The organism is Stenotrophomonas sp. GZD-301 (assembly GCF_049310345.1).
In the GTDB taxonomy this organism is placed as follows: Bacteria; Pseudomonadota; Gammaproteobacteria; order Xanthomonadales; family Xanthomonadaceae; genus Stenotrophomonas.
On record NZ_JBMOWY010000055.1, the window covers coordinates 73,376 to 90,849 of the forward strand.

Sequence of the window (17,474 nt, forward strand, 5' to 3'; positions counted from 1 at the left end):
CTCCTTGAACGGCAAAGCCTTGAAACGGCAAAGCCGAGCATGGCTCGGCTTTGCCTTTTTCGTTTGGCCGGGCAGAGCCCGGCGCTACGGATCTGCGGGCAGAGCCCGCCACGCGTCAGGCGCGGCGCGCCATCATCAGCTTCTTGATCTCGGCAATCGCCAACGCCGGGTTCAGGCCCTTCGGGCAGGTCCGGGCGCAGTTCATGATGGTGTGGCAGCGGTACAGCTTGAACGGATCTTCCAGATCGTCCAGGCGCGCACCGGTGTCCTCATCGCGCGAGTCGACGATCCAGCGGTAGGCCTGCAGCAGGATCGCCGGGCCCAGGTAACGCTCGCCGTTCCACCAGTAGCTCGGGCAGCTGGTCGAGCAGCAGGCGCACAGGATGCACTCGTACAGGCCGTCGAGCTTCTTGCGGTCTTCCGGCGACTGCAGACGCTCGCGATCCGGCGGCGGCGGGGTCTGGGTGCGGATCCACGGCTTGATCGACGCGTACTGCGCGTAGAAGTGGGTCAGGTCCGGCACCAGATCCTTGACCACGCTCATGTGCGGCAGCGGGTAGATCGGCACTTCGGCCTTGCCGCAGTCGGCAATGGCGCGGGTGCAGGCCAGCGTGTTGGTGCCGTCGATGTTCATCGCGCACGAACCGCAGATGCCCTCGCGGCACGAACGACGGAAGGTCAGGGTCGGATCGATCTCGTTCTTGATCTTGATCAGCGCGTCCAGAACCATCGGGCCGCACGCGTCCAGATCGATCTCGTAGGTATCGGTACGCGGGTTGCTGTCGTCGTCGGGATTCCAGCGGTAGATCTTGAACGTACGGGTGTTCTTCGCGCCGCTCTTGGCGGGGAAGTGCTTGCCCTTTCCGATCTTGGAATTCTTGGGGAGGGAAAACTCGGCCATGGCTGTTCTCGTTGGCTCAGGCGGCTCGCGCTGCGATGCAGGCGCGGCTAGCACGGAAGATGAGGAAGTCGACACCGCCGGCCCGCAGCGCGCGCACCACCCCGCCCGTGCGGGCGGAGGAGGTGGCAGACACTGCGTGGCCGGAGGTCATGCCGAAGGTCTCTTAGTAGACGCGCGGCTTGGGCGGGACCACGTCCACGTCCTTGCTCAGCGTGTACATGTGGACCGGGCGGTAGTCGAACTCGCACTTGCCGTTCTCGTCGACGTTGACCAGCGTGTGCTTCTGCCAGTTGACGTCGTCGCGGTCCGGATAGTCTTCATGCGCGTGTGCGCCGCGGCTTTCCTTGCGCTGTTCGGCCGAGTTGATCGTCGCCACCGCGTTGAGCAGCAGGTTGTTCAGCTCGTAGGTTTCGATCAGGTCGGAGTTCCACACCAGCGAACGGTCGGAGACCTTGACGTCCTGGAAGGAGTCGAAGATCTCGGCCATCTTGCTGCAGCCTTCCTGCAGGGTCTTGCTGGTACGGAACACCGCCGCGTCGTTCTGCATGGTGCGCTGCATGCGATCGCGGATGACCGAGGTTGGGGTGTCGCCGTTGGCGTAACGCAGCTTGTCCAGCAGGCCCAGCGCCTTGTCGCAGGCGTCCGAGGCCAGGGTCTTGTGCGGCTGGCCCGGCTTGATGGTGTCGGCGCAGCGGTTGGCCACCGCACGCCCGAACACCACCAGATCCAGCAGCGAGTTGGAGCCCAGGCGGTTGGCGCCGTGCACCGACACGCAGGCCGCTTCGCCGATGGCGTACAGGCCCGGCACGACCGCATCGGGGTTGTTGCCGACCTTGCGCACGACTTCGCCGTGGTAGTTGGTCGGGATGCCACCCATGTTGTAGTGCACGGTCGGGATGACCGGAATCGGCTGCTTGTGCACGTCGACGCCAGCAAAGATGCGTGCGCTTTCGGCGATGCCCGGCAGCTTGTCGTCGATCACGCCCGGGCCGAGGTGGGTCAGGTCGAGCAGGATATGGTCCTTGTGCTCGCCGACGCCGCGGCCTTCGCGGATTTCGATGGTCATCGAACGCGACACCACGTCGCGCGAAGCCAGGTCCTTGTAGTGCGGTGCGTAGCGCTCCATGAAGCGCTCGCCGTTGCTGTTGCGCAGGATGCCGCCTTCGCCACGCACGCCTTCGGTGATCAGGCAGCCGGCGCCGTAGATGCCGGTCGGATGGAACTGCACGAACTCCATGTCCTGCATCGGCAGGCCGGCGCGCATGACCAGACCGCCGCCGTCGCCGGTGCAGGTGTGGGCCGAGGTGGCGCTGAAGTACGCACGGCCGTAGCCGCCGGTGGCCAGCACCACGCCGTGGGCGCGGAACAGGTGCAGCGAGCCGTCGGCCATGTCCAGCGCGAGCACGCCGCGGCAGACGCCTTCCTCATCGAAGATCAGGTCGAGCGCGAAGTACTCGATCATGAAGCGTGCGTTGTGCGCCAGCGACTGCTGGTACAGCGTGTGCAGCATGGCGTGGCCGGTACGGTCGGCGGCGGCGCAGGTGCGCTGCGCGGACGGGCCTTCGCCGTACTTGGTGGTCATGCCACCGAACGGGCGCTGGTAGATCTTGCCCTCTTCGGTACGGCTGAACGGCACACCGTAGTGTTCCAGCTCGATGATGGCCGGAATCGCTTCGCGGCACATGTACTCGATGGCGTCCTGGTCGCCCAGCCAGTCCGAGCCCTTGATGGTGTCGAAGAAGTGGTAGCGCCAGTCGTCCTCGCCCATGTTGCCCAGCGCGGCGGAAATACCGCCCTGTGCGGCCACGGTGTGCGAGCGGGTCGGGAAGACCTTGGTCAGGCAGACGGTCTGCAGGCCCTTGGCGGCAAGACCGAACGTGGCGCGCAGACCGGCACCGCCGGCGCCGACCACGACCATGTCGTACTTGTGTTCCGTAATCTTGTAAGCGGACATCTAATCTGGATTCCTGTCTTGGTGCCTGGACTCAGGCAACGCCGAGCGCAATGCGGGCGACCGCAAAAACACTGACGATCGCGCCGAGCACGGCGATGAACTTCACCGTGGTCTGCAGCGCCAGGGCCAGCAGCGAGTTGTGGATGTAGTCTTCCAGCACGACCTGCAGGCCGAGCTGGGCGTGCCAGAACATCGCGACCAGGAAGCCGACCAGCAGCACCGCGTTCCACGGCTTGGACACCGCCTCGGTGGCGGTCACGTAGTCGGCGCCGATCAGGCTCAGCACGAACACCAGGAACCAGATGGTCAGGCCGACCAGCGCGGTGGCGGTCAGGCGCTGCATCACGAAATGCTCGGTGCCGGTCTTGGCAGCGCCAAGGCCACGCACGTTCTTCAGCGGGGTACGGAACTTGTTCATGCGGCGGCTCCGGCGAACACATAGGCCCAGACCAGCGCGGTGATCACCAGGCTGGCGAAAACCGAGATCCAGCTGCTGCGCACGAAGGCGGGAATGGAGAAGCCGATCGCGAAGTCCTGCACGATGTGGCGGATGCCATTGCACAGGTGGTAGGCAAAGGACCACGTCCATGCGAACAGGAACAGCTTGCCGTACCAGCTGCCGGCATGGCCGGTGAAGCAGTTCCAGGATTCAGGACCCATCATCAGGGCGAGCAGGCCGCCAGCGATGATCAGGGCTCCAACAGACAGAAAGATGCCGGTGGCTCGATGCAGGATCGAGGTGGCCATCTGAATCTGCCAGCGATACACCTGAAGGTGCGGGGAAAGGGGACGTTCTCTGGCGGCCATTCGCTGGGCTCGTTGTCTCGGCTGGGCGGCACAATGCCGCGTTGGCTCAATGCTGATCAGAAATCGATGCAGCGTCCGTTTTTCTCCCAGTCTCCATACCGCACCGGATCAAGTCCGCCGCGGCCGCCAATCTCCACGGGCACCGCGGGGGTCTCGGGAAGCGGCTGCTTCTGCTCGACCTGCGGGGCTGGGGAGTCGGATTCTGGAGTGGGGGTTGTTTGGCCTATCATGGGTGGTCTCGCAACGCACAAATTTTAGACCCCGTTCACGTGCCTGACAACCTGCCCCCTGCTTTCGTCGGATATCCAGCCCTCTCCGGTCACCAGCTGCTCAGCCTGGAAGGCCCGGATGCGGCCGCATTCGCACACGCCCAGTTCGCCAGCGACGTCACCGCCCTGCCCCTGCGGCATTGGCAGTGGAGCGCCTGGCTGAGCGCCAAAGGCCGCACCATTGCTGTGTTTCAGCTGATCCGCCTGGATGAGACCCAGGTGCTGCTGGTGCTCGCTGACGGCGATGCCGATGCGATTGCGTCGCAGTTGCAGCGCTTCGTATTCCGCCGCAAGGTGAAATTGGCCGTGCGCACCGATCTGGGCGTGGCCGGGAGCTTCACTGCGCCGGAAAGCGCGTCCGGCGCCGCCATCGCCGTGCTCGGCGAGACGCTGGAACTGGATGTGGGCAGCGACGCCCTGCCCCGCACGCTGCGGATCGCCGCCCTGAACGACAGGGTGCTGACCGATGACCCGGCCTTCGCACTTGCCTGGCGCCAGGCCGACCTGCGCTACGGCGTGCCGCGCCTGGACGCCGATCAGCGCGAACAGTGGACACCGCAGCAGCTGGGCCTGGATCGACTGAACGGCTACAGCGTCAAGAAGGGCTGCTACCCCGGCCAGGAAATCGTGGCGCGTACGCACTTCCTCGGCAAGGCCAAGCGCGCCCTGCAGTTGCTGCGGGTCGGTGCCGGCATCGCCAGCGGCGCGCAGGTTCAGCAGAACGGCGCTGCGATCGGCACCGTGACCAGCGTGGCCGGCGACCTGGCACTGGCGGTGTTGCCGCTGGAGATCGCCAGCGATCCGCTGTCGATCGACGGCGTTGACGCCGCCCCCCTGCCGCTGCTGGACGGCCTGGCGCGCTGAGTGTGTAGCGCCGGCCAGCAGCCGGCGTCACCCGCCAAGGTGGGGTGGGTGCGGACCGTTGGTCCGCACACCCGGTACCTCAGGCGTCGTGGTTCAACCGCTCGCCGGTCTCCGCATCGAAGAAATGCAGCCCCTTCGGCTGGATCGCCACGCGGATCGACTCGCCGACCTGCGGCAGGGCCTGCGGCGCCACGCGCATCACCAGCGGCTGGCCGCCACTGGTCATGTTCACGAAGATCTCGTTGCCCACCGGCTCGATGCCGTCGATGGTCGCCTCGAAGCCCGTCGCATCCTCGGCCGCAGCCGGCTGCAGGTGCTCCGGTCGTACGCCCACCGCGATGGTCCGGCCGATCCAGCCCGGATCGACCGCCGCCTGGCCCAGCGGTGCGGTCAGCGCAGCTTCCTGCACCACCACGCCGCGGTCACTGCCCTGCAGGGTGCCGCGCAGCACGTTCATCGCCGGGCTGCCCAGGAAGCCGGCCACGAACAGGTTGGCCGGGCGGTCGTAGAGCGCCATCGGCGTATCGATCTGCTGGATGATGCCGTCCTTGAGCACCACGATGCGCTGTCCCAGCGTCATCGCTTCCACCTGGTCGTGGGTAACGTAGATCATCGTCGTGCCCAGCTTGCGATGCAGCTGCGCGATCTCGGTACGCACGCTGTGGCGCAGCTTGGCATCCAGGTTGGACAGCGGCTCGTCGAGCAGGAACACCGCCGGCTCGCGCACCAGCGCCCGGCCCAGCGCAACGCGCTGACGCTGGCCGCCGGACATCGCCTTGGGCAGCTTGTCGAGCATCTCGGTCAGGCCCAGCGTCTGCGCCGCCTCGTTGACCCGCTTGCTGATCGTGGCCTTGTCGTGGCCGCGCAGCTTCAGCCCAAAGGCCAGGTTCTCGGCCACGGTCATGTGCGGATAGAGCGCATAACTCTGGAACACCATCGCGATATCGCGGTCTTTCGGCGCCACATCGTTGACCACGCGGTCGCCGATGGTCAGCGTACCGCCGCTGATCTCTTCCAGCCCGGCGACCATGCGCAGCAAGGTCGACTTGCCGCAGCCGGACGGCCCGACCAGCACCATCAGTTCGCCATCGGCCACCTCGAAGGTCGCGCCCTGCACGGCCACCTGACCGTTGTCATAGACCTTGCGAACCCCCTGCAACTGCACTTTTGCCATATCACCATTCCAGTCCGCCCGGACTCCGGGCTGTTATGCGGAACTGCCCTCGGCCCTCCCGATGGCAGGTCGATGGCGTGGTGCCGCATGACGGCGACCACTGCAATCGAATACAGTCTGCGCATTCTGCCATGTAAACGTTTTCACGTGGCACTATCCGATGGTCGGCAACGACGTCGGCGCCAGCGGGGCGGTTTCCTCCCCTGCGCGCCGGGTCGTCAGGCCGTCACGCCAGGCCCGTCGGGTGGACGATGCCGCGATCGCAGCATGCGGTCAACGTACCCACCCGTACCCCCGAGAACATAGACGAGAAGCGATTGACAACGATGTCACCCGGATCTGAAACTCGAGCGATGCACGACACCCTCTTCCTGTTTGGCGCCACAGGCGACCTGGCCCAGCGTTATCTGTTCCCCTCGCTGCTGCGACTGCTCGGCGACGGCCTGCTCCCCGAGGACTTCAAGGTCCGTGCGCTGGCCTTGTCGCCGCACGACACCGACGCCTTCCGCGAGATCCTGCGTCCGCGCCTGCAGCAGGCCATGCCGATGGCCAGCCAGGAGGACATCCAGTCGCTGCTGCAGCGCATCGACTACCGCTCGGTGGACCTGCGCGACCCGCAGTCCGTCGCCGAATCGGTGCGCGACCTGGTCGATCGCCGCTGCGTGAGCTACCTGGCCATCCCGCCGGGCCTGTACATCTCCACCTGCGAAGGCCTGGCCCTGGGCGGCGCGCTGGCGGCCCCGCACCGGTTGATGCTGGAGAAGCCGATCGGCAGCGACAGCGCCAGCGCCGAGGAGATCATCTCCACCATCGGCCAGTGGATCGACGAAGACCGCGTGTTCCGCCTGGACCACTACCTGGGCAAGGCGGCGGTGCAGAACCTGATCGCGCTGCGCTTCGGCAACACGCTGCTGGAAGCGGTGTGGAACCGCAACTACATCGAGTCGGTGCACATCCTGGTGGCCGAGAGCGAAGGCGTGGACGGCCGCGATGCGTATTACGCCCGCTCCGGTGCGCTGCGCGACATGGTCCAGAGCCACATCCTGCAGCTGCTGTGCCTGGTGGCGATGGAGCCGCCGGCGTCGCTGGAAGCCGACCGCATCCGCGACGAGAAGGTCAAGGTGCTGCGCTCCCTGCGTCCGCTGGATGCGAAGCACGCCGCGCGCGACAGCGTCCGCGGCCGTTACACCGCCGGCACCATCAACGGCCAGCCCGCGCAGGCCTACCAGCCGCCGGAAGGCAGCGACGTGGAAACCTTTGCCGGGGTCACCGCGCACATCGACAACTGGCGCTGGTCCGGGGTGCCGTTCCACCTGGTCACCGGCAAGCGCCTGGCCGAGCGCACCACCCGCGTGGTGGTCACGCTCAAGCCGGTCACGCACTGGCTGTTCGAGCGCCCGGACCGCGGCAATGCCACGCCCAACCGCATCACCTTCCAGCTGCAGCCGCAGGAAAACATCGAGCTCGGCCTGATGAGCAGCCTGGCCGGCCCGGAATGGGGCGCGCTGGAACTGCACCCGCTGGAACTGGAGCTGTCGGTACCCACCGGCCTGCACCGCCGTATCGCCTACGAGCGCCTGTTCCTGGACGCCTTCAACGGCAACCACGCGCTGTTCGTGCGCGACGATGAAGTGCGCGCTGCCTGGGCCTGGATCGATAGTGTGAGCGATGCCTGGAAAGCCGCGTCGCTGCCGCTGCAGCCCTACCCCGCCGGCCAGTGGGGTCCGGAGGAAGCGACCGGCTTCCTGCCCGCCGACGTGGACGCCGATGCCGGCAAGGATCGCGCATGACCGGGGCGTCGCAACCGGTGCTGGTCGCCGATATCGGTGGCACCAATGCACGCTTCGCGCTGGCTGACACCACACAGGCCGCGCCGCTGCAGCAGGACAGCATCCGCGAGTTCGTGGTCGCCGATTTCCCGTCGCTCGGCGATGCGGCGCGCCACTATCTGGATCAGATCGGCGCCGAGGCGCGCCGCGGCGTGTTCGCCGTGGCCGGCCGTGTGGATGGCGATGAGGCCCGCATCACCAACCATCCGTGGGTGATCTCGCGGGCGCGTACCGCCCACATGCTCGGCTTCGACGAGCTGCACCTGATCAACGACTTCGCCGCCCAGGCGATGGCGATCTCACTGCTGCAGCCGCAGGACGTGGTCCAGGTCGGTGGTGCGGCGTGGGTGCCGGGCAAGCCCGGCCAGCCGCGCAACTATGCGGTGATCGGCCCGGGCACCGGGCTGGGCGTGGGCGGGTTGATCCTGCGCCACGGCCGCTGCTATCCGCTGGAAACCGAAGGCGGCCATGTCAGCTTCCCGCCGGGCACGCCGGAAGAGATCCGCATCCTGGAAATCCTCTCCGAACAGTTCGGCCGCGTCTCCAACGAGCGCCTGATCTGCGGGCCGGGACTGGTCAACATCCATCGCGCCGTGTGCGAGATGGCCGACATCGACCCCGGTCAGCTGCAGCCGGTGGACGTCACCGCGCGCGCGTTGCATGGCGACCCGCAGGCAATGCGCACGGTGGATGTGTTCTGCGCGGTGTTCGGCGCCATCGCCGGCGACCTGGTGCTGATCCAGGGCGCATGGGATGGCGTGTTCCTGACCGGCGGGCTGGTGCCGAAGATGCTGGACTCGCTGCAGCACTCCGGTTTCCGCCAGCGTTTCGAACACAAGGGGCGCTTCTCCTCGATCATGGCCCGGGTGCCGTCGCTGGCGGTGATGCACCCCCACGCCGGCCTGCTCGGTGCCGCCGCCTATGCCGCAGACGCCGAGCGCGATCTGCAGGGAGCTGCCGCATGACCACGCTCGACACGCAGGACCGTTTCACCCTGATCCGCCACAGCGACGCCGAGGCCTGGATCGAGGCCGTGGCCGCGGAAATGGCCCAGGTGCTCAACGAGGAAATCACCGCGTTCGGCCGTGCGCGCATGCTGCTGTCCGGCGGCACCACGCCGGCGCCGGTGTACCAGGCGCTGGCCGAGCTGGACGTGCACTGGGATCGCGTCGAGGTCAGCCTGGTCGATGAGCGCTGGTTGTCCCCGCAGGACCGCGACAGCAATGCCTGGCTGGTCCGCGAGAGCTTCCTCACGCGTGCCGACGGCGCCCATTTCGATCCGCTGGTGCGGGTCGGCAAGCCGCTGGCCGAATGCGTGTACACCGCCAATCTGCAGGCCCAGCACAGCCAGCGGCCGTGCCTGAGCGTGCTGGGGATGGGCAACGACGGCCATACCGCCTCGCTGTTCCCCGGTTCCCGCGACCTGGCCCGCGCCGTGGAAAGCACCCTGCCCTATGCGGCGCTGGATGCCACCGGCTGCCCGGGCGCCAACCAGTGGCCGCTGCGCATCACCCTGACCCCGCACGGGCTCGGCCAGAGCCAGCAGCGCCTGCTGCTGCTGCGTGGCAAGCAGAAGCTTGACGTGCTGCGTCAGGCGCTGGACAGCAACAACCCGCACCTCTATCCCATTCTCAACGCGATCGACCTCGGCGGCACCAAGCTGCGCGTGCACTGGTGCGACTGACCTCGCCCCGGTGGTATTCCGTTCGCCTTCTCATAGCCGGTAGCCAATGAGCCTGCATCCCAAACTCCATGCCATCACCGAGCGCATCGTCCAGCGCAGCGCCGCCTCGCGCGCCGCCTACCTGGCCGGCGTCGACGCCGCGCTGCGCGACGGTCCGTTCCGCTCGCGCCTGAGCTGCGGCAACCTCGCCCACGGTTTCGCGGCCTGCGGCCCCACCGACAAGAGCCGCCTGCGCGGCGGGGTGACGCCGAACCTGGGCATCATCACTGCGTACAACGACATGCTGTCGGCGCACCAGCCGTTCGAGCACTATCCCGAGATCCTGCGCGAGACCGCCCGCGAGCTCGGCGCCACCGCGCAGGTCGCCGGCGGCGTGCCGGCGATGTGCGATGGCGTCACCCAGGGCCGCGGCGGGATGGAACTGTCGCTGTTCTCGCGCGATGTGATCGCGCAGTCGACCGCGATCGGGCTGAGCCACGATATGTTCGATGCCACGGTGTACCTCGGTGTCTGCGACAAGATCGTGCCGGGCCTGCTGATCGGCGCGCTGGCCTTCGGCCATCTGCCGGCGATCTTCCTGCCGGCCGGGCCGATGACGCCGGGCATTCCGAACAAGCAGAAGGCCGAAGTCCGCGAGCGCTACGCTGCCGGCCAGGCAACCCGCGAGGAGCTGCTGGAAGTGGAAGCGGCGTCCTATCACGGCGCAGGCACCTGTACGTTCTACGGCACGGCCAATTCGAACCAGACGCTGCTGGAAGCAATGGGCGTGCAGTTGCCCGGTGCGTCGTTCGTCAATCCGGATACGCCGCTGCGCGATGCGCTGACCCGCCATGCGGGCGCGCGTGCGCTGGAGATCAGTGCGCTGGGTGACGATTTCCGTCCACTGGGCCGCCTGATCGATGAGCGCGCGATCGTCAATGCGGTGGTGACGCTGATGGCCACCGGCGGCTCGACCAACCACACGATCCACTGGATCGCGGTGGCACGTGCCGCCGGCATCGTGCTGACCTGGGACGACATGGACCAGCTGTCGCAGCTGATTCCGCTGCTGGCGCGGGTGTACCCGAACGGCGAGGCGGACGTGAACCGCTTCGCGGCGGCCGGCGGTACGGCATTCGTGTTCCGCGAGCTGATGGATGCGGGACTGATGCATGCGGACCTGGACACGGTAGCGGTCGGCGGGATGCGCCAGTACGGGCAGGAGCCGGCGCTGCGCGACGGCGCGCTGACCTGGATCGACGGCATCACCGAGAGCGCCGACACCGAGGTGGTGCGTGGGGTGGCCGACCCGTTCGAGGCACAGGGCGGCCTGCGCCTGCTGCGCGGCAACCTGGGGCGCTCGCTGATCAAGCTGTCTGCGGTGAAGCCGCAGTACCGCACGATCGAGGCGCCGGCGGTGGTGGTGGATGCACCGCAGGTGCTGAACAAGCTGCACGCGGCCGGGATGCTGCCGCACGATTTCGTGGCGGTGGTGCGCTACCAGGGGCCGCGTGCGAACGGGATGCCGGAACTGCATTCGCTGGCACCGCTGCTGGGCCTGCTGCAGAACCAGGGCCGGCGCGTGGCGCTGGTCACCGACGGTCGCCTGTCCGGTGCATCGGGCAAGTTCCCGGCGGCGATCCATATGACGCCGGAAGCCTCGCGCGGCGGTCCGCTGGCGCGGGTGCGCGAGGGCGACATCATCCGGATGGATGGCGAGGCGGGCACGCTGGAAGTGCTGGTCGATCCGGCCGAGTGGGCGGCGCGCACGCTGGCGCCGAACACGGCCCCGGCGGCGCACGATCTGGGCCGCAATCTGTTCGCGATGAACCGCCGTCTGGTCGGCCCGGCGGACCAGGGTGCGATCTCGATCTCGTGCGGCCCGGCTGCCGCCGACGGCGACATCTGGAACTACGACGCGGAGTACGAGTTGGGGCACGACGCCGATGCAGCGCTTGCGCCGCATGAGGCCAAGGACGCCTGACGGTTTATCGCGTAGAGCGGCGGTGGGCTTCACTGCGGTGAGGCAACGGCGGGAGTCTCCTACGGGACACGCCGTGAACCCATCCCTGGGGGCTCGTAGAAAACATCCATGTTTTCTACGGTCCCTACGGAGACCCCCGCCGCTGCCTCACGACACAGTGCGGCGCCTTGTTGGCTGATTCGCGACCATTACGCGATTCACCAACCGCCTCACTACGCAGTGCGGCGCTTTGTTGGCGTCGGCCAATTCGGTAGCGCCGGCCTCTGGCCGGACTTTTGGGTCTCCGGCCAACACCTGGTCGACCCGATCAACAGGAAGACATTTTCATGAGTATTGCCGAACACCAGAAACGCGCTGAATCCCTGCTGCACGCGGCCGGCATCCTGCCGGTGGTGACTGTGCATACCCTCGATCAGGCCCGTGCGGTGAGTGCCGCGCTGCTGGAAGGCGGCCTGCCGGCGATCGAGCTGACGCTGCGCACGCCGGTGGCGATGGAAGCGCTGGCGATGCTGAAGCGCGAGCTGCCGGACGTGGTGGTGGGTGCGGGCACGGTGCTGACCGTGGAGCAGATGCAGCAGTCGATCGATGCCGGCGCGGATTTCCTGGTCACGCCGGGAACGCCGGCGCACATGGCCGATGCGCTGGCAGCGGCGCCGTTGCCGGTGGTGCCGGGTGCGGCCTCGCCGACCGAGATGCTGGCGCTGTACGCGCGCGGCTTCCGGGTCTGCAAGCTGTTCCCGGCCTCGGCGGTGGGCGGTCTGGCGATGATCAAGGGCCTGGCCGGTCCGATTCCGGACCTGAAGCTGTGCCCGACCGGCGGCATCACCGAGACCACGGCGGCCGAGTATCTGGAGCAGAAGAACGTGGTCTGCATCGGCGGTTCGTGGATGGTGCCGGGCAGCTGGATCGACAACGGCGAGTGGGACAAGGTGCGCGAGAGCGCGGCCCAGGCGGCGAAGATCGTGGCGCGCGTCCGCGCCCAGTGACGCAACGGTGGCTGGGCATCGCCCGGCTGCCGACGACGCCGGCGCGGACTACATCGGTCGCGCCGGGTCCACCAGGCCGTACTGGCTCGCCATGCGTGCCAGGGCGATGTTGTCGCTGATGCCCATCTTTTCGAACAGGCGCGCCTTGTGCGTGTTGACGGTCTTGGCGCTGAGGCTGAGGCGCTTGGCGATGTCTTCCTGGCGCAGGCCCTGGGTGAGCAGCAGGGCCACTTCCAGTTCGCGCGGCGACAGCGCATCAAACGGTGAGTGGCTGCCTTCCACGTTCGACAGCGCCAGGTTCTGGGCGATGCTGCTGCCCAGGTAACGGCGGCCCAGCGCGGCGTCGCGCACGGCCCGCAGCAGTTCCTGCGCATCGCACGCCTTGCCGATATAGCCGGAGGCGCCGGCTTCGAGCAGGCGCTTGGGCATCGGGCCGTCTTCCAGGACCGACACGATCACCACGCGGGTGCCGTGGTCGCCGCGGACCACGCGCTCGGTGACTTCCATGCCGCTGACGCCAGGCAGGTGCAGATCACACAGCACCACGTCCGGTCGCAATTGACGGATTTCCGGCAGCGCGTCCTCGCCGGACTCGGCCTCGCCGACCACGTCGATGTCGGTCTCGTTGGAGAGGATCATCTTCATGCCGGTACGCACCAGCGCATGATCGTCCACCAGATACACTCGAATCGTCATGCACGTACCTCTTCAAACGCTGCTAACGGGGGCCAGCCTAACGGCGGGACAAGACGATCACAAGAATGAACACGCATTGCATCGTCCATTCTGGTGTTGACATCACATCCGCTTCTGGAAGCCCCTTCCCCTTGCCTTTCAATGAAGGCAACCCTGGTTTACTGCGCCTATTGGCGCCCTGTCGGCATCGACGCCTCCCCGCGTCACCGCACCTCTCCCCGGTGCGATACGTGCCGTATCTGGGTCAGTTGCGATGCCGCCACGGGCGGCGGCGCCGGAACATCACCAGGAAACACCCTACCACCCAAACCACGGCGGCACACCACCCGGCCAGGATGTCGGACGGGTAATGCACGCCCAGATAGACCCGCGACACGCTCACCAGCAGGGCGAACGCACCGGCCAGGATCAGTACCGGCCAGCGCCAGCGGGTGTTCCAGGCCAGCAGCATCAGCGTGATCGCCAGCGTCATCGAGCCCATCGCGTGGCCACTGGGGAAGCTGAACGTGCTTTCCGGGGCAATCGATTCCCACAGGCTGGGGCGGTCGCGCTGGAAGAACTGCTTGCTGCCCAGGTTCAACAACGCCGAGCCCACGAAGCAGATCGCCACGAAACTGGCTTCCCGCCAGCGGCGGCGCCACAGCAGCGCGGCCACGATGAGCACGTCGGCGGGGATCAGGAACCATTCGTAACCCAGCTTGGACAGCAGCACGAAGAACCGGTCCAGGCCGGGCGACTGCAGGCCATGCATCTTCCACAGCAGCGGCGCGTCGAAATAGATCGATTCCAGCTCGTGCACTTCGTCGGCCAGGGCGACAAAGCCGGCCAGCGGCAGCAGGACCCCCACGAACAGCAGGACGAAGCGCCACGCGTTGTGGCCCATCCAGTGGCGGAACCCGGCGGCCGGCTCCGGTGCGGCCAGCACCGTGGGCTTATCCGACACGTCGGACATAGGTCCGTTCGACGTAGTCGTCGATCAGCGCCACGAAGTCCTGGGCGATGTTGTCGCCGCGCAGGGTCACGGTTTTTTCGCCGTCGACGAACACCGGCGCGGCCGGCGTTTCACCAGTGCCCGGCAGCGAGATGCCGATGTTGGCGTGGCGCGATTCGCCCGGCCCGTTGACGATGCAGCCCATCACCGCCAGGGTCATGTTCTCCGCGCCCGGGTGGCTCACCTTCCATTCCGGCATCTTGCCGCGCACGTGGTTCTGCACCACCTTGGCCAGTTCCTGGAAGAACTCGGAGGTGGTGCGTCCGCAGCCCGGGCAGGCCGTGACCAGCGGCGTGAACGCGCGCTGGCCGGTGGTCTGCAGCAGTTCCTGGGCCACGATGACCTCGGCGGTGCGCGACTGCCCCGGTTCCGGGGTGAGCGAAATGCGGATGGTGTCGCCGATGCCTTCCTGCAGCAGCACGGCCAGCGCCGCCGAGGAGGCGACGATGCCCTTGCTGCCGATGCCGGCCTCGGTCAGGCCAAGGTGCAGGGCGAAGTCCGAGCGCTGGGCCAGGTCGCGATAGACCGCGATCAGTTCCTGTACGCCGCTGACCTTGGCCGAGAGCACGATGCGATCGCGCGGCAGGCCCAGTTCGACGGCGGTATGGGCCGAATCCAGCGCCGAACGGATCAGCGCCTCGCGCAGCACCCGGCCGGCATCCCACGGCTGCGCGCGCTGGCTGTTCTCGTCCATCAGGCGCGCGGCCAGCGACTGGTCCAGCGAGCCCCAGTTGGCACCGATGCGCACCGGCTTGTCGTAGCGGATCGCGAACTCGATCAACTGCGCGAACTGGGTGTCCTTCTTCTTGCCGAAGCCGACGTTGCCCGGATTGATGCGGTACTTGGCCAGGGCCTCGGCGCAGGCCGGTTCCTGGGTCAACAGCTGGTGGCCGTTGTAGTGGAAGTCGCCGATCAGGGGGACGTCGATCCCCATCATCCGCAGCTTCTCGACGATACGCGGGATCGCCGCGGCCGATTCGGGGTTGTTGACCGTGAGCCGCACCATTTCAGACCCGGCCCGCCACAGCTCGGCCACCTGCTTGACGCTGGCGGCGACATCGGCGGTGTCGGTGTTGGTCATCGACTGGACCACCACGGGCTGGCCACCACCGACCACCACGCCGCCAATGCGGACGGGCTGGGTCTGGCGGCGGGCCCACACGGTGGTGTCGGCGGGTTGGGTCGGTCGGGTAACGGCGTCGTGCATCCCGGCATTTTAGCGCGCCCGGCGTGCGCGTAGGTGCCGGACGTTGGTCGGCGCTCATTTTCGGCCCCGCCCGTCCGATGCGGCCGATTGTCGCAGGCAGCCGGCCCGCTGAACGCATACGATGGGCGGGCAATGACCGGTCCCGACGCCCCCTTTCTCCGAACGCTGTGCAGTCTGCGCTGGCTGGCCGTGGCCGGCCAGGCGGCCACGATCCTCGTCGCCACCTGGGTGCTGGGCCTGGAGCTGTCGCAGCGCCCGCTTTGGGCCGGCGTGGCCGCACTGGCCCTGTTCAACCTGTACGCCCAATGGCGGGTGCATGACGCCGATACCGCGCCGCTGACCGCGTTCTGCCACATCCTGGTCGACGTCACCGTCCTGACCTGGATGGTCGGCTGGAGCGGCGGCATCGCCAATCCATTCGGGTCGCTGTTCCTGATTTTGATCGCGCTGGCCGCGCTCGCCCTGCCGCTGCGCTGGACCCTGGCGGTGGCCGCGGCCTGTCTGATCGGCTATGCGGTCAGCGGCCTGTTCGGCGTCCCGCTGCCGGCCGGCTACTTCACTGCGATGCAGATGCACCAGTGGGGCGTGGTCTGCAACTTCCTGCTGTCGGCCACGGTGGTGCTGGTGTTCGCCACCCGGCTGGCCATCGCGCTGCGTCATCGCGAGCACGAACTGGCGCTGCTGCGCGAGCGCTTCGTGCGCAACGAAGGCATCGTCGCGCTGGCCACGCATGCCGCCTCGGTGGCGCATGAACTCAACACGCCGCTGGCGACGATGACCCTGCTCGCCGACGACATCGCCGACCAGACCGACAGCAGCGAGGTCCGCGACGACGTGGAGACCCTGCGCGAGCTGCTGGTGCAATGCCGCGAACGCGTGCTGGCGCTGGCCCGCCCGGCCGCGGGCGAAAGCTCCGGTCGCGATCGGGTGACCCTCCCCCAAGTCCTCGAGCAGTGGCGGCTGGTGCGCCCCACCATCGCCCTCAAGCGCAACGACGATGCCCCGCTGGACCTGCCACTGGATCCCGGCATCGGCCACCTGCTGATGGTGCTGCTCAACAATGCCGCCGATGCCGGCGAGAAGGCCGAGCGCCCGCAGGTCGATCTCACCCTGCGCATCCAGGGCGAGGACCTGATCGGCGAAGTCCGCGATTACGGCCACGGTTTCGATGCGCGCCAGGCGGTACTGCCCGGCACGCTGTTCAACAGCGGCAAGACCGAGGGCATGGGCGTGGGCCTGGCCCTGTCGCATGCCACCATCGAACGGCTGGAAGGCGAACTGTGGATGCGTCCGGCCCACGGTGCCGGCACCCGCGTCGGCTTCCGCCTGCCCCTGTCCCCCCGGGAGACTTCCGCATGACCCCCTACACTCCGGTACCCGGCACCGCGCCGGCCATCCACGGCCTGCTGGTCGACGACGACGAACTGTACCTGCGCACCCTGCAGCGCAGCCTGGCGCGCAAGGGCCTGGAAACCGTCACCGCCAGCGACATCGCCTCGGCGCTGATGCTGGCCCGCCAGCAGCCGCCGGCGTTTGCCCTGATCGATCTCAAGCTGGGCGCCGAATCCGGCCTGGCGCTGATCCAGCCGTTGCGCGCGTTGCGCGAGGACATGCGCATTCTGCTGGTTACCGGTTACGCCAGCATCGCCACTGCCGTGGAAGCGATCAAGCTGGGCGCCGACGACTACCTGCCCAAGCCGGCCACGGTGCCGATGATCCTGCGCGCACTCGGCGAGGAAGACGACGGCCCGGCCGACGACGGCGATCTTGAGCCGCCGGATGCGATGACCCCGATCAGTCGTCTGCAGTGGGAGCACATCCAGCAGGCCATGCACGAAACCGGCGGCAACGTCTCCGCCGCCGCCCGCCTGCTGGGCATGCACCGGCGCTCGCTGCAGCGCAAACTGGCCAAGCGGCCCAGCCCCGAGCGCGATCCCAGCAGGTAGCGCCAGGCAACCGCCGCGCAGCCCGGTAGAGCCGACCGTTGGTCGGCTGCCCTTCGCGCTGAAGATCAACACCCCGCGCTGCGCGCGATAGCCGATCAACCTCCCGCGCACGTCTGTAGAGCCGACCGTTGGTCGGCTGCCTTGCGCGCTGAAAATCACCACCCCGCGCTGCGCGCGATAGCCGACCAACGGTCGGCTCTACC

At 67.6% G+C, this 17,474-nt stretch carries 17 protein-coding genes; 8 read left to right on the forward strand and 9 right to left on the reverse strand.

Annotated elements, in window-relative coordinates; translation table 11 throughout:
* Positions 1-115 precede the first annotated feature (115 nt).
* The 5 genes from ACO6VK_RS15260 to ACO6VK_RS15280 all read right to left on the reverse strand — a co-directional run bounded on the left by ACO6VK_RS15260 (position 116) and on the right by ACO6VK_RS15280 (position 3,892).
* A complete protein-coding gene (locus ACO6VK_RS15260) occupies positions 116-901 on the reverse strand; it encodes a succinate dehydrogenase iron-sulfur subunit (RefSeq protein ID WP_017355967.1) in 786 nt (261 codons plus the stop codon).
* Positions 902-1,064: 163 nt separating this feature from the next.
* Positions 1,065-2,855 (reverse strand): succinate dehydrogenase flavoprotein subunit, encoded by a 1,791-nt coding sequence (gene sdhA / locus ACO6VK_RS15265; protein ID WP_422508549.1) that lies wholly within the window; start codon positions 2,853-2,855, stop codon positions 1,065-1,067.
* A 31-nt stretch (positions 2,856-2,886) separates the two neighbouring features.
* Positions 2,887-3,273, reverse strand: a complete 387-nt coding sequence (gene sdhD / locus ACO6VK_RS15270; protein WP_136005859.1) for a succinate dehydrogenase, hydrophobic membrane anchor protein — start codon at positions 3,271-3,273, stop codon at positions 2,887-2,889.
* A complete protein-coding gene (sdhC, locus tag ACO6VK_RS15275; protein WP_422508552.1) occupies positions 3,270-3,662 on the reverse strand; it encodes a succinate dehydrogenase, cytochrome b556 subunit in 393 nt (130 codons plus the stop codon). Before sdhC ends, sdhD begins: the two co-directional genes overlap by 4 nt.
* A gap of 56 nt (positions 3,663-3,718) precedes the next feature.
* A complete protein-coding gene (locus tag ACO6VK_RS15280) occupies positions 3,719-3,892 on the reverse strand; it encodes a DUF1674 domain-containing protein (protein ID WP_082316384.1) in 174 nt (57 codons plus the stop codon).
* 39 nt (positions 3,893-3,931) lie between these two features.
* On the opposite strand from ACO6VK_RS15280, the gene ACO6VK_RS15285 reads away from it, so the two are divergent.
* Positions 3,932-4,795, forward strand: a complete 864-nt coding sequence (locus tag ACO6VK_RS15285; RefSeq protein WP_422508554.1) for a YgfZ/GcvT domain-containing protein — start codon at positions 3,932-3,934, stop codon at positions 4,793-4,795.
* Between the two features lie 79 nt (positions 4,796-4,874).
* Here ACO6VK_RS15285 and ACO6VK_RS15290 read toward each other — a convergent pair whose 3' ends face one another.
* Positions 4,875-5,969, reverse strand: coding sequence for an ABC transporter ATP-binding protein (locus tag ACO6VK_RS15290; RefSeq protein WP_422508556.1), 1,095 nt, complete (start codon positions 5,967-5,969; stop codon positions 4,875-4,877).
* Between the two features lie 353 nt (positions 5,970-6,322).
* On the opposite strand from ACO6VK_RS15290, the gene zwf reads away from it, so the two are divergent.
* From zwf to ACO6VK_RS15315, 5 genes are all read left to right on the forward strand, one after another.
* Entirely contained in the window at positions 6,323-7,759 is a 1,437-nt protein-coding gene (gene zwf, locus ACO6VK_RS15295) for a glucose-6-phosphate dehydrogenase (protein ID WP_422508558.1), read from the forward strand.
* Entirely contained in the window at positions 7,756-8,763 is a 1,008-nt protein-coding gene (gene glk, locus ACO6VK_RS15300; protein WP_422508560.1) for a glucokinase, read from the forward strand. The genes zwf and glk overlap by 4 nt, the downstream gene beginning before the upstream one ends.
* On the forward strand, positions 8,760-9,482 hold the full coding sequence (gene pgl, locus ACO6VK_RS15305) for a 6-phosphogluconolactonase (protein WP_422508562.1): 723 nt from the start codon (positions 8,760-8,762) through the stop codon (positions 9,480-9,482). Before glk ends, pgl begins: the two co-directional genes overlap by 4 nt.
* Before the next feature lie 46 nt (positions 9,483-9,528).
* Positions 9,529-11,445 (forward strand): phosphogluconate dehydratase, encoded by a 1,917-nt coding sequence (gene edd, locus ACO6VK_RS15310; protein ID WP_422508564.1) that lies wholly within the window; start codon positions 9,529-9,531, stop codon positions 11,443-11,445.
* A gap of 326 nt (positions 11,446-11,771) precedes the next feature.
* On the forward strand, positions 11,772-12,431 hold the full coding sequence (locus ACO6VK_RS15315) for a bifunctional 4-hydroxy-2-oxoglutarate aldolase/2-dehydro-3-deoxy-phosphogluconate aldolase (RefSeq protein WP_422508566.1): 660 nt from the start codon (positions 11,772-11,774) through the stop codon (positions 12,429-12,431).
* Between the two features lie 48 nt (positions 12,432-12,479).
* On the opposite strand, the gene ACO6VK_RS15320 is transcribed toward ACO6VK_RS15315, so the two are convergent.
* The 3 genes from ACO6VK_RS15320 to ispG form a co-directional block, all read right to left on the reverse strand.
* Positions 12,480-13,127 (reverse strand): response regulator, encoded by a 648-nt coding sequence (locus tag ACO6VK_RS15320; RefSeq protein ID WP_411850639.1) that lies wholly within the window; start codon positions 13,125-13,127, stop codon positions 12,480-12,482.
* A 244-nt stretch (positions 13,128-13,371) separates the two neighbouring features.
* Entirely contained in the window at positions 13,372-14,079 is a 708-nt protein-coding gene (locus ACO6VK_RS15325; RefSeq protein ID WP_422508568.1) for a phosphatase PAP2 family protein, read from the reverse strand.
* The gene (gene ispG, locus ACO6VK_RS15330) at positions 14,060-15,325 is read right to left on the reverse strand and encodes a flavodoxin-dependent (E)-4-hydroxy-3-methylbut-2-enyl-diphosphate synthase (protein ID WP_422508570.1); all 1,266 of its coding nucleotides are present in this window, start codon (positions 15,323-15,325) and stop codon (positions 14,060-14,062) included. Before ispG ends, ACO6VK_RS15325 begins: the two co-directional genes overlap by 20 nt.
* A gap of 132 nt (positions 15,326-15,457) precedes the next feature.
* Here ispG and ACO6VK_RS15335 point away from each other — a divergent pair, with 132 nt between their 5' ends.
* Both ACO6VK_RS15335 and ACO6VK_RS15340 read left to right on the forward strand, forming a co-directional pair.
* Positions 15,458-16,684: an ATP-binding protein gene (locus tag ACO6VK_RS15335; RefSeq protein WP_422508572.1), complete on the forward strand. Its 1,227-nt coding sequence runs from the start codon at positions 15,458-15,460 to the stop codon at positions 16,682-16,684.
* Positions 16,681-17,271 (forward strand): response regulator transcription factor, encoded by a 591-nt coding sequence (locus tag ACO6VK_RS15340; protein ID WP_422508574.1) that lies wholly within the window; start codon positions 16,681-16,683, stop codon positions 17,269-17,271. The genes ACO6VK_RS15335 and ACO6VK_RS15340 overlap by 4 nt, the downstream gene beginning before the upstream one ends.
* Positions 17,272-17,474: the final 203 nt, after the last annotated feature.

Coding starts and splice junctions, on each gene's coding strand:
- ACO6VK_RS15280 (WP_082316384.1), bottom strand. CDS start 3,892: ATGATAGGCCAAACAACCCCCACTCCAGAATCCGACTCCCCAGCCCCG.
- sdhD (WP_136005859.1), bottom strand. CDS start 3,273: ATGAACAAGTTCCGTACCCCGCTGAAGAACGTGCGTGGCCTTGGCGCT.
- ACO6VK_RS15340 (WP_422508574.1), top strand. CDS start 16,681: ATGACCCCCTACACTCCGGTACCCGGCACCGCGCCGGCCATCCACGGC.
- ACO6VK_RS15260 (WP_017355967.1), bottom strand. CDS start 901: ATGGCCGAGTTTTCCCTCCCCAAGAATTCCAAGATCGGAAAGGGCAAG.
- ACO6VK_RS15335 (WP_422508572.1), top strand. CDS start 15,458: ATGACCGGTCCCGACGCCCCCTTTCTCCGAACGCTGTGCAGTCTGCGC.
- pgl (WP_422508562.1), top strand. CDS start 8,760: ATGACCACGCTCGACACGCAGGACCGTTTCACCCTGATCCGCCACAGC.
- glk (WP_422508560.1), top strand. CDS start 7,756: ATGACCGGGGCGTCGCAACCGGTGCTGGTCGCCGATATCGGTGGCACC.
- sdhA (WP_422508549.1), bottom strand. CDS start 2,855: ATGTCCGCTTACAAGATTACGGAACACAAGTACGACATGGTCGTGGTC.
- ACO6VK_RS15315 (WP_422508566.1), top strand. CDS start 11,772: ATGAGTATTGCCGAACACCAGAAACGCGCTGAATCCCTGCTGCACGCG.
- ispG (WP_422508570.1), bottom strand. CDS start 15,325: ATGCACGACGCCGTTACCCGACCGACCCAACCCGCCGACACCACCGTG.
- ACO6VK_RS15325 (WP_422508568.1), bottom strand. CDS start 14,079: ATGTCCGACGTGTCGGATAAGCCCACGGTGCTGGCCGCACCGGAGCCG.
- edd (WP_422508564.1), top strand. CDS start 9,529: ATGAGCCTGCATCCCAAACTCCATGCCATCACCGAGCGCATCGTCCAG.
- ACO6VK_RS15290 (WP_422508556.1), bottom strand. CDS start 5,969: ATGGCAAAAGTGCAGTTGCAGGGGGTTCGCAAGGTCTATGACAACGGT.
- ACO6VK_RS15320 (WP_411850639.1), bottom strand. CDS start 13,127: ATGACGATTCGAGTGTATCTGGTGGACGATCATGCGCTGGTGCGTACC.
- sdhC (WP_422508552.1), bottom strand. CDS start 3,662: ATGGCCGCCAGAGAACGTCCCCTTTCCCCGCACCTTCAGGTGTATCGC.
- zwf (WP_422508558.1), top strand. CDS start 6,323: ATGCACGACACCCTCTTCCTGTTTGGCGCCACAGGCGACCTGGCCCAG.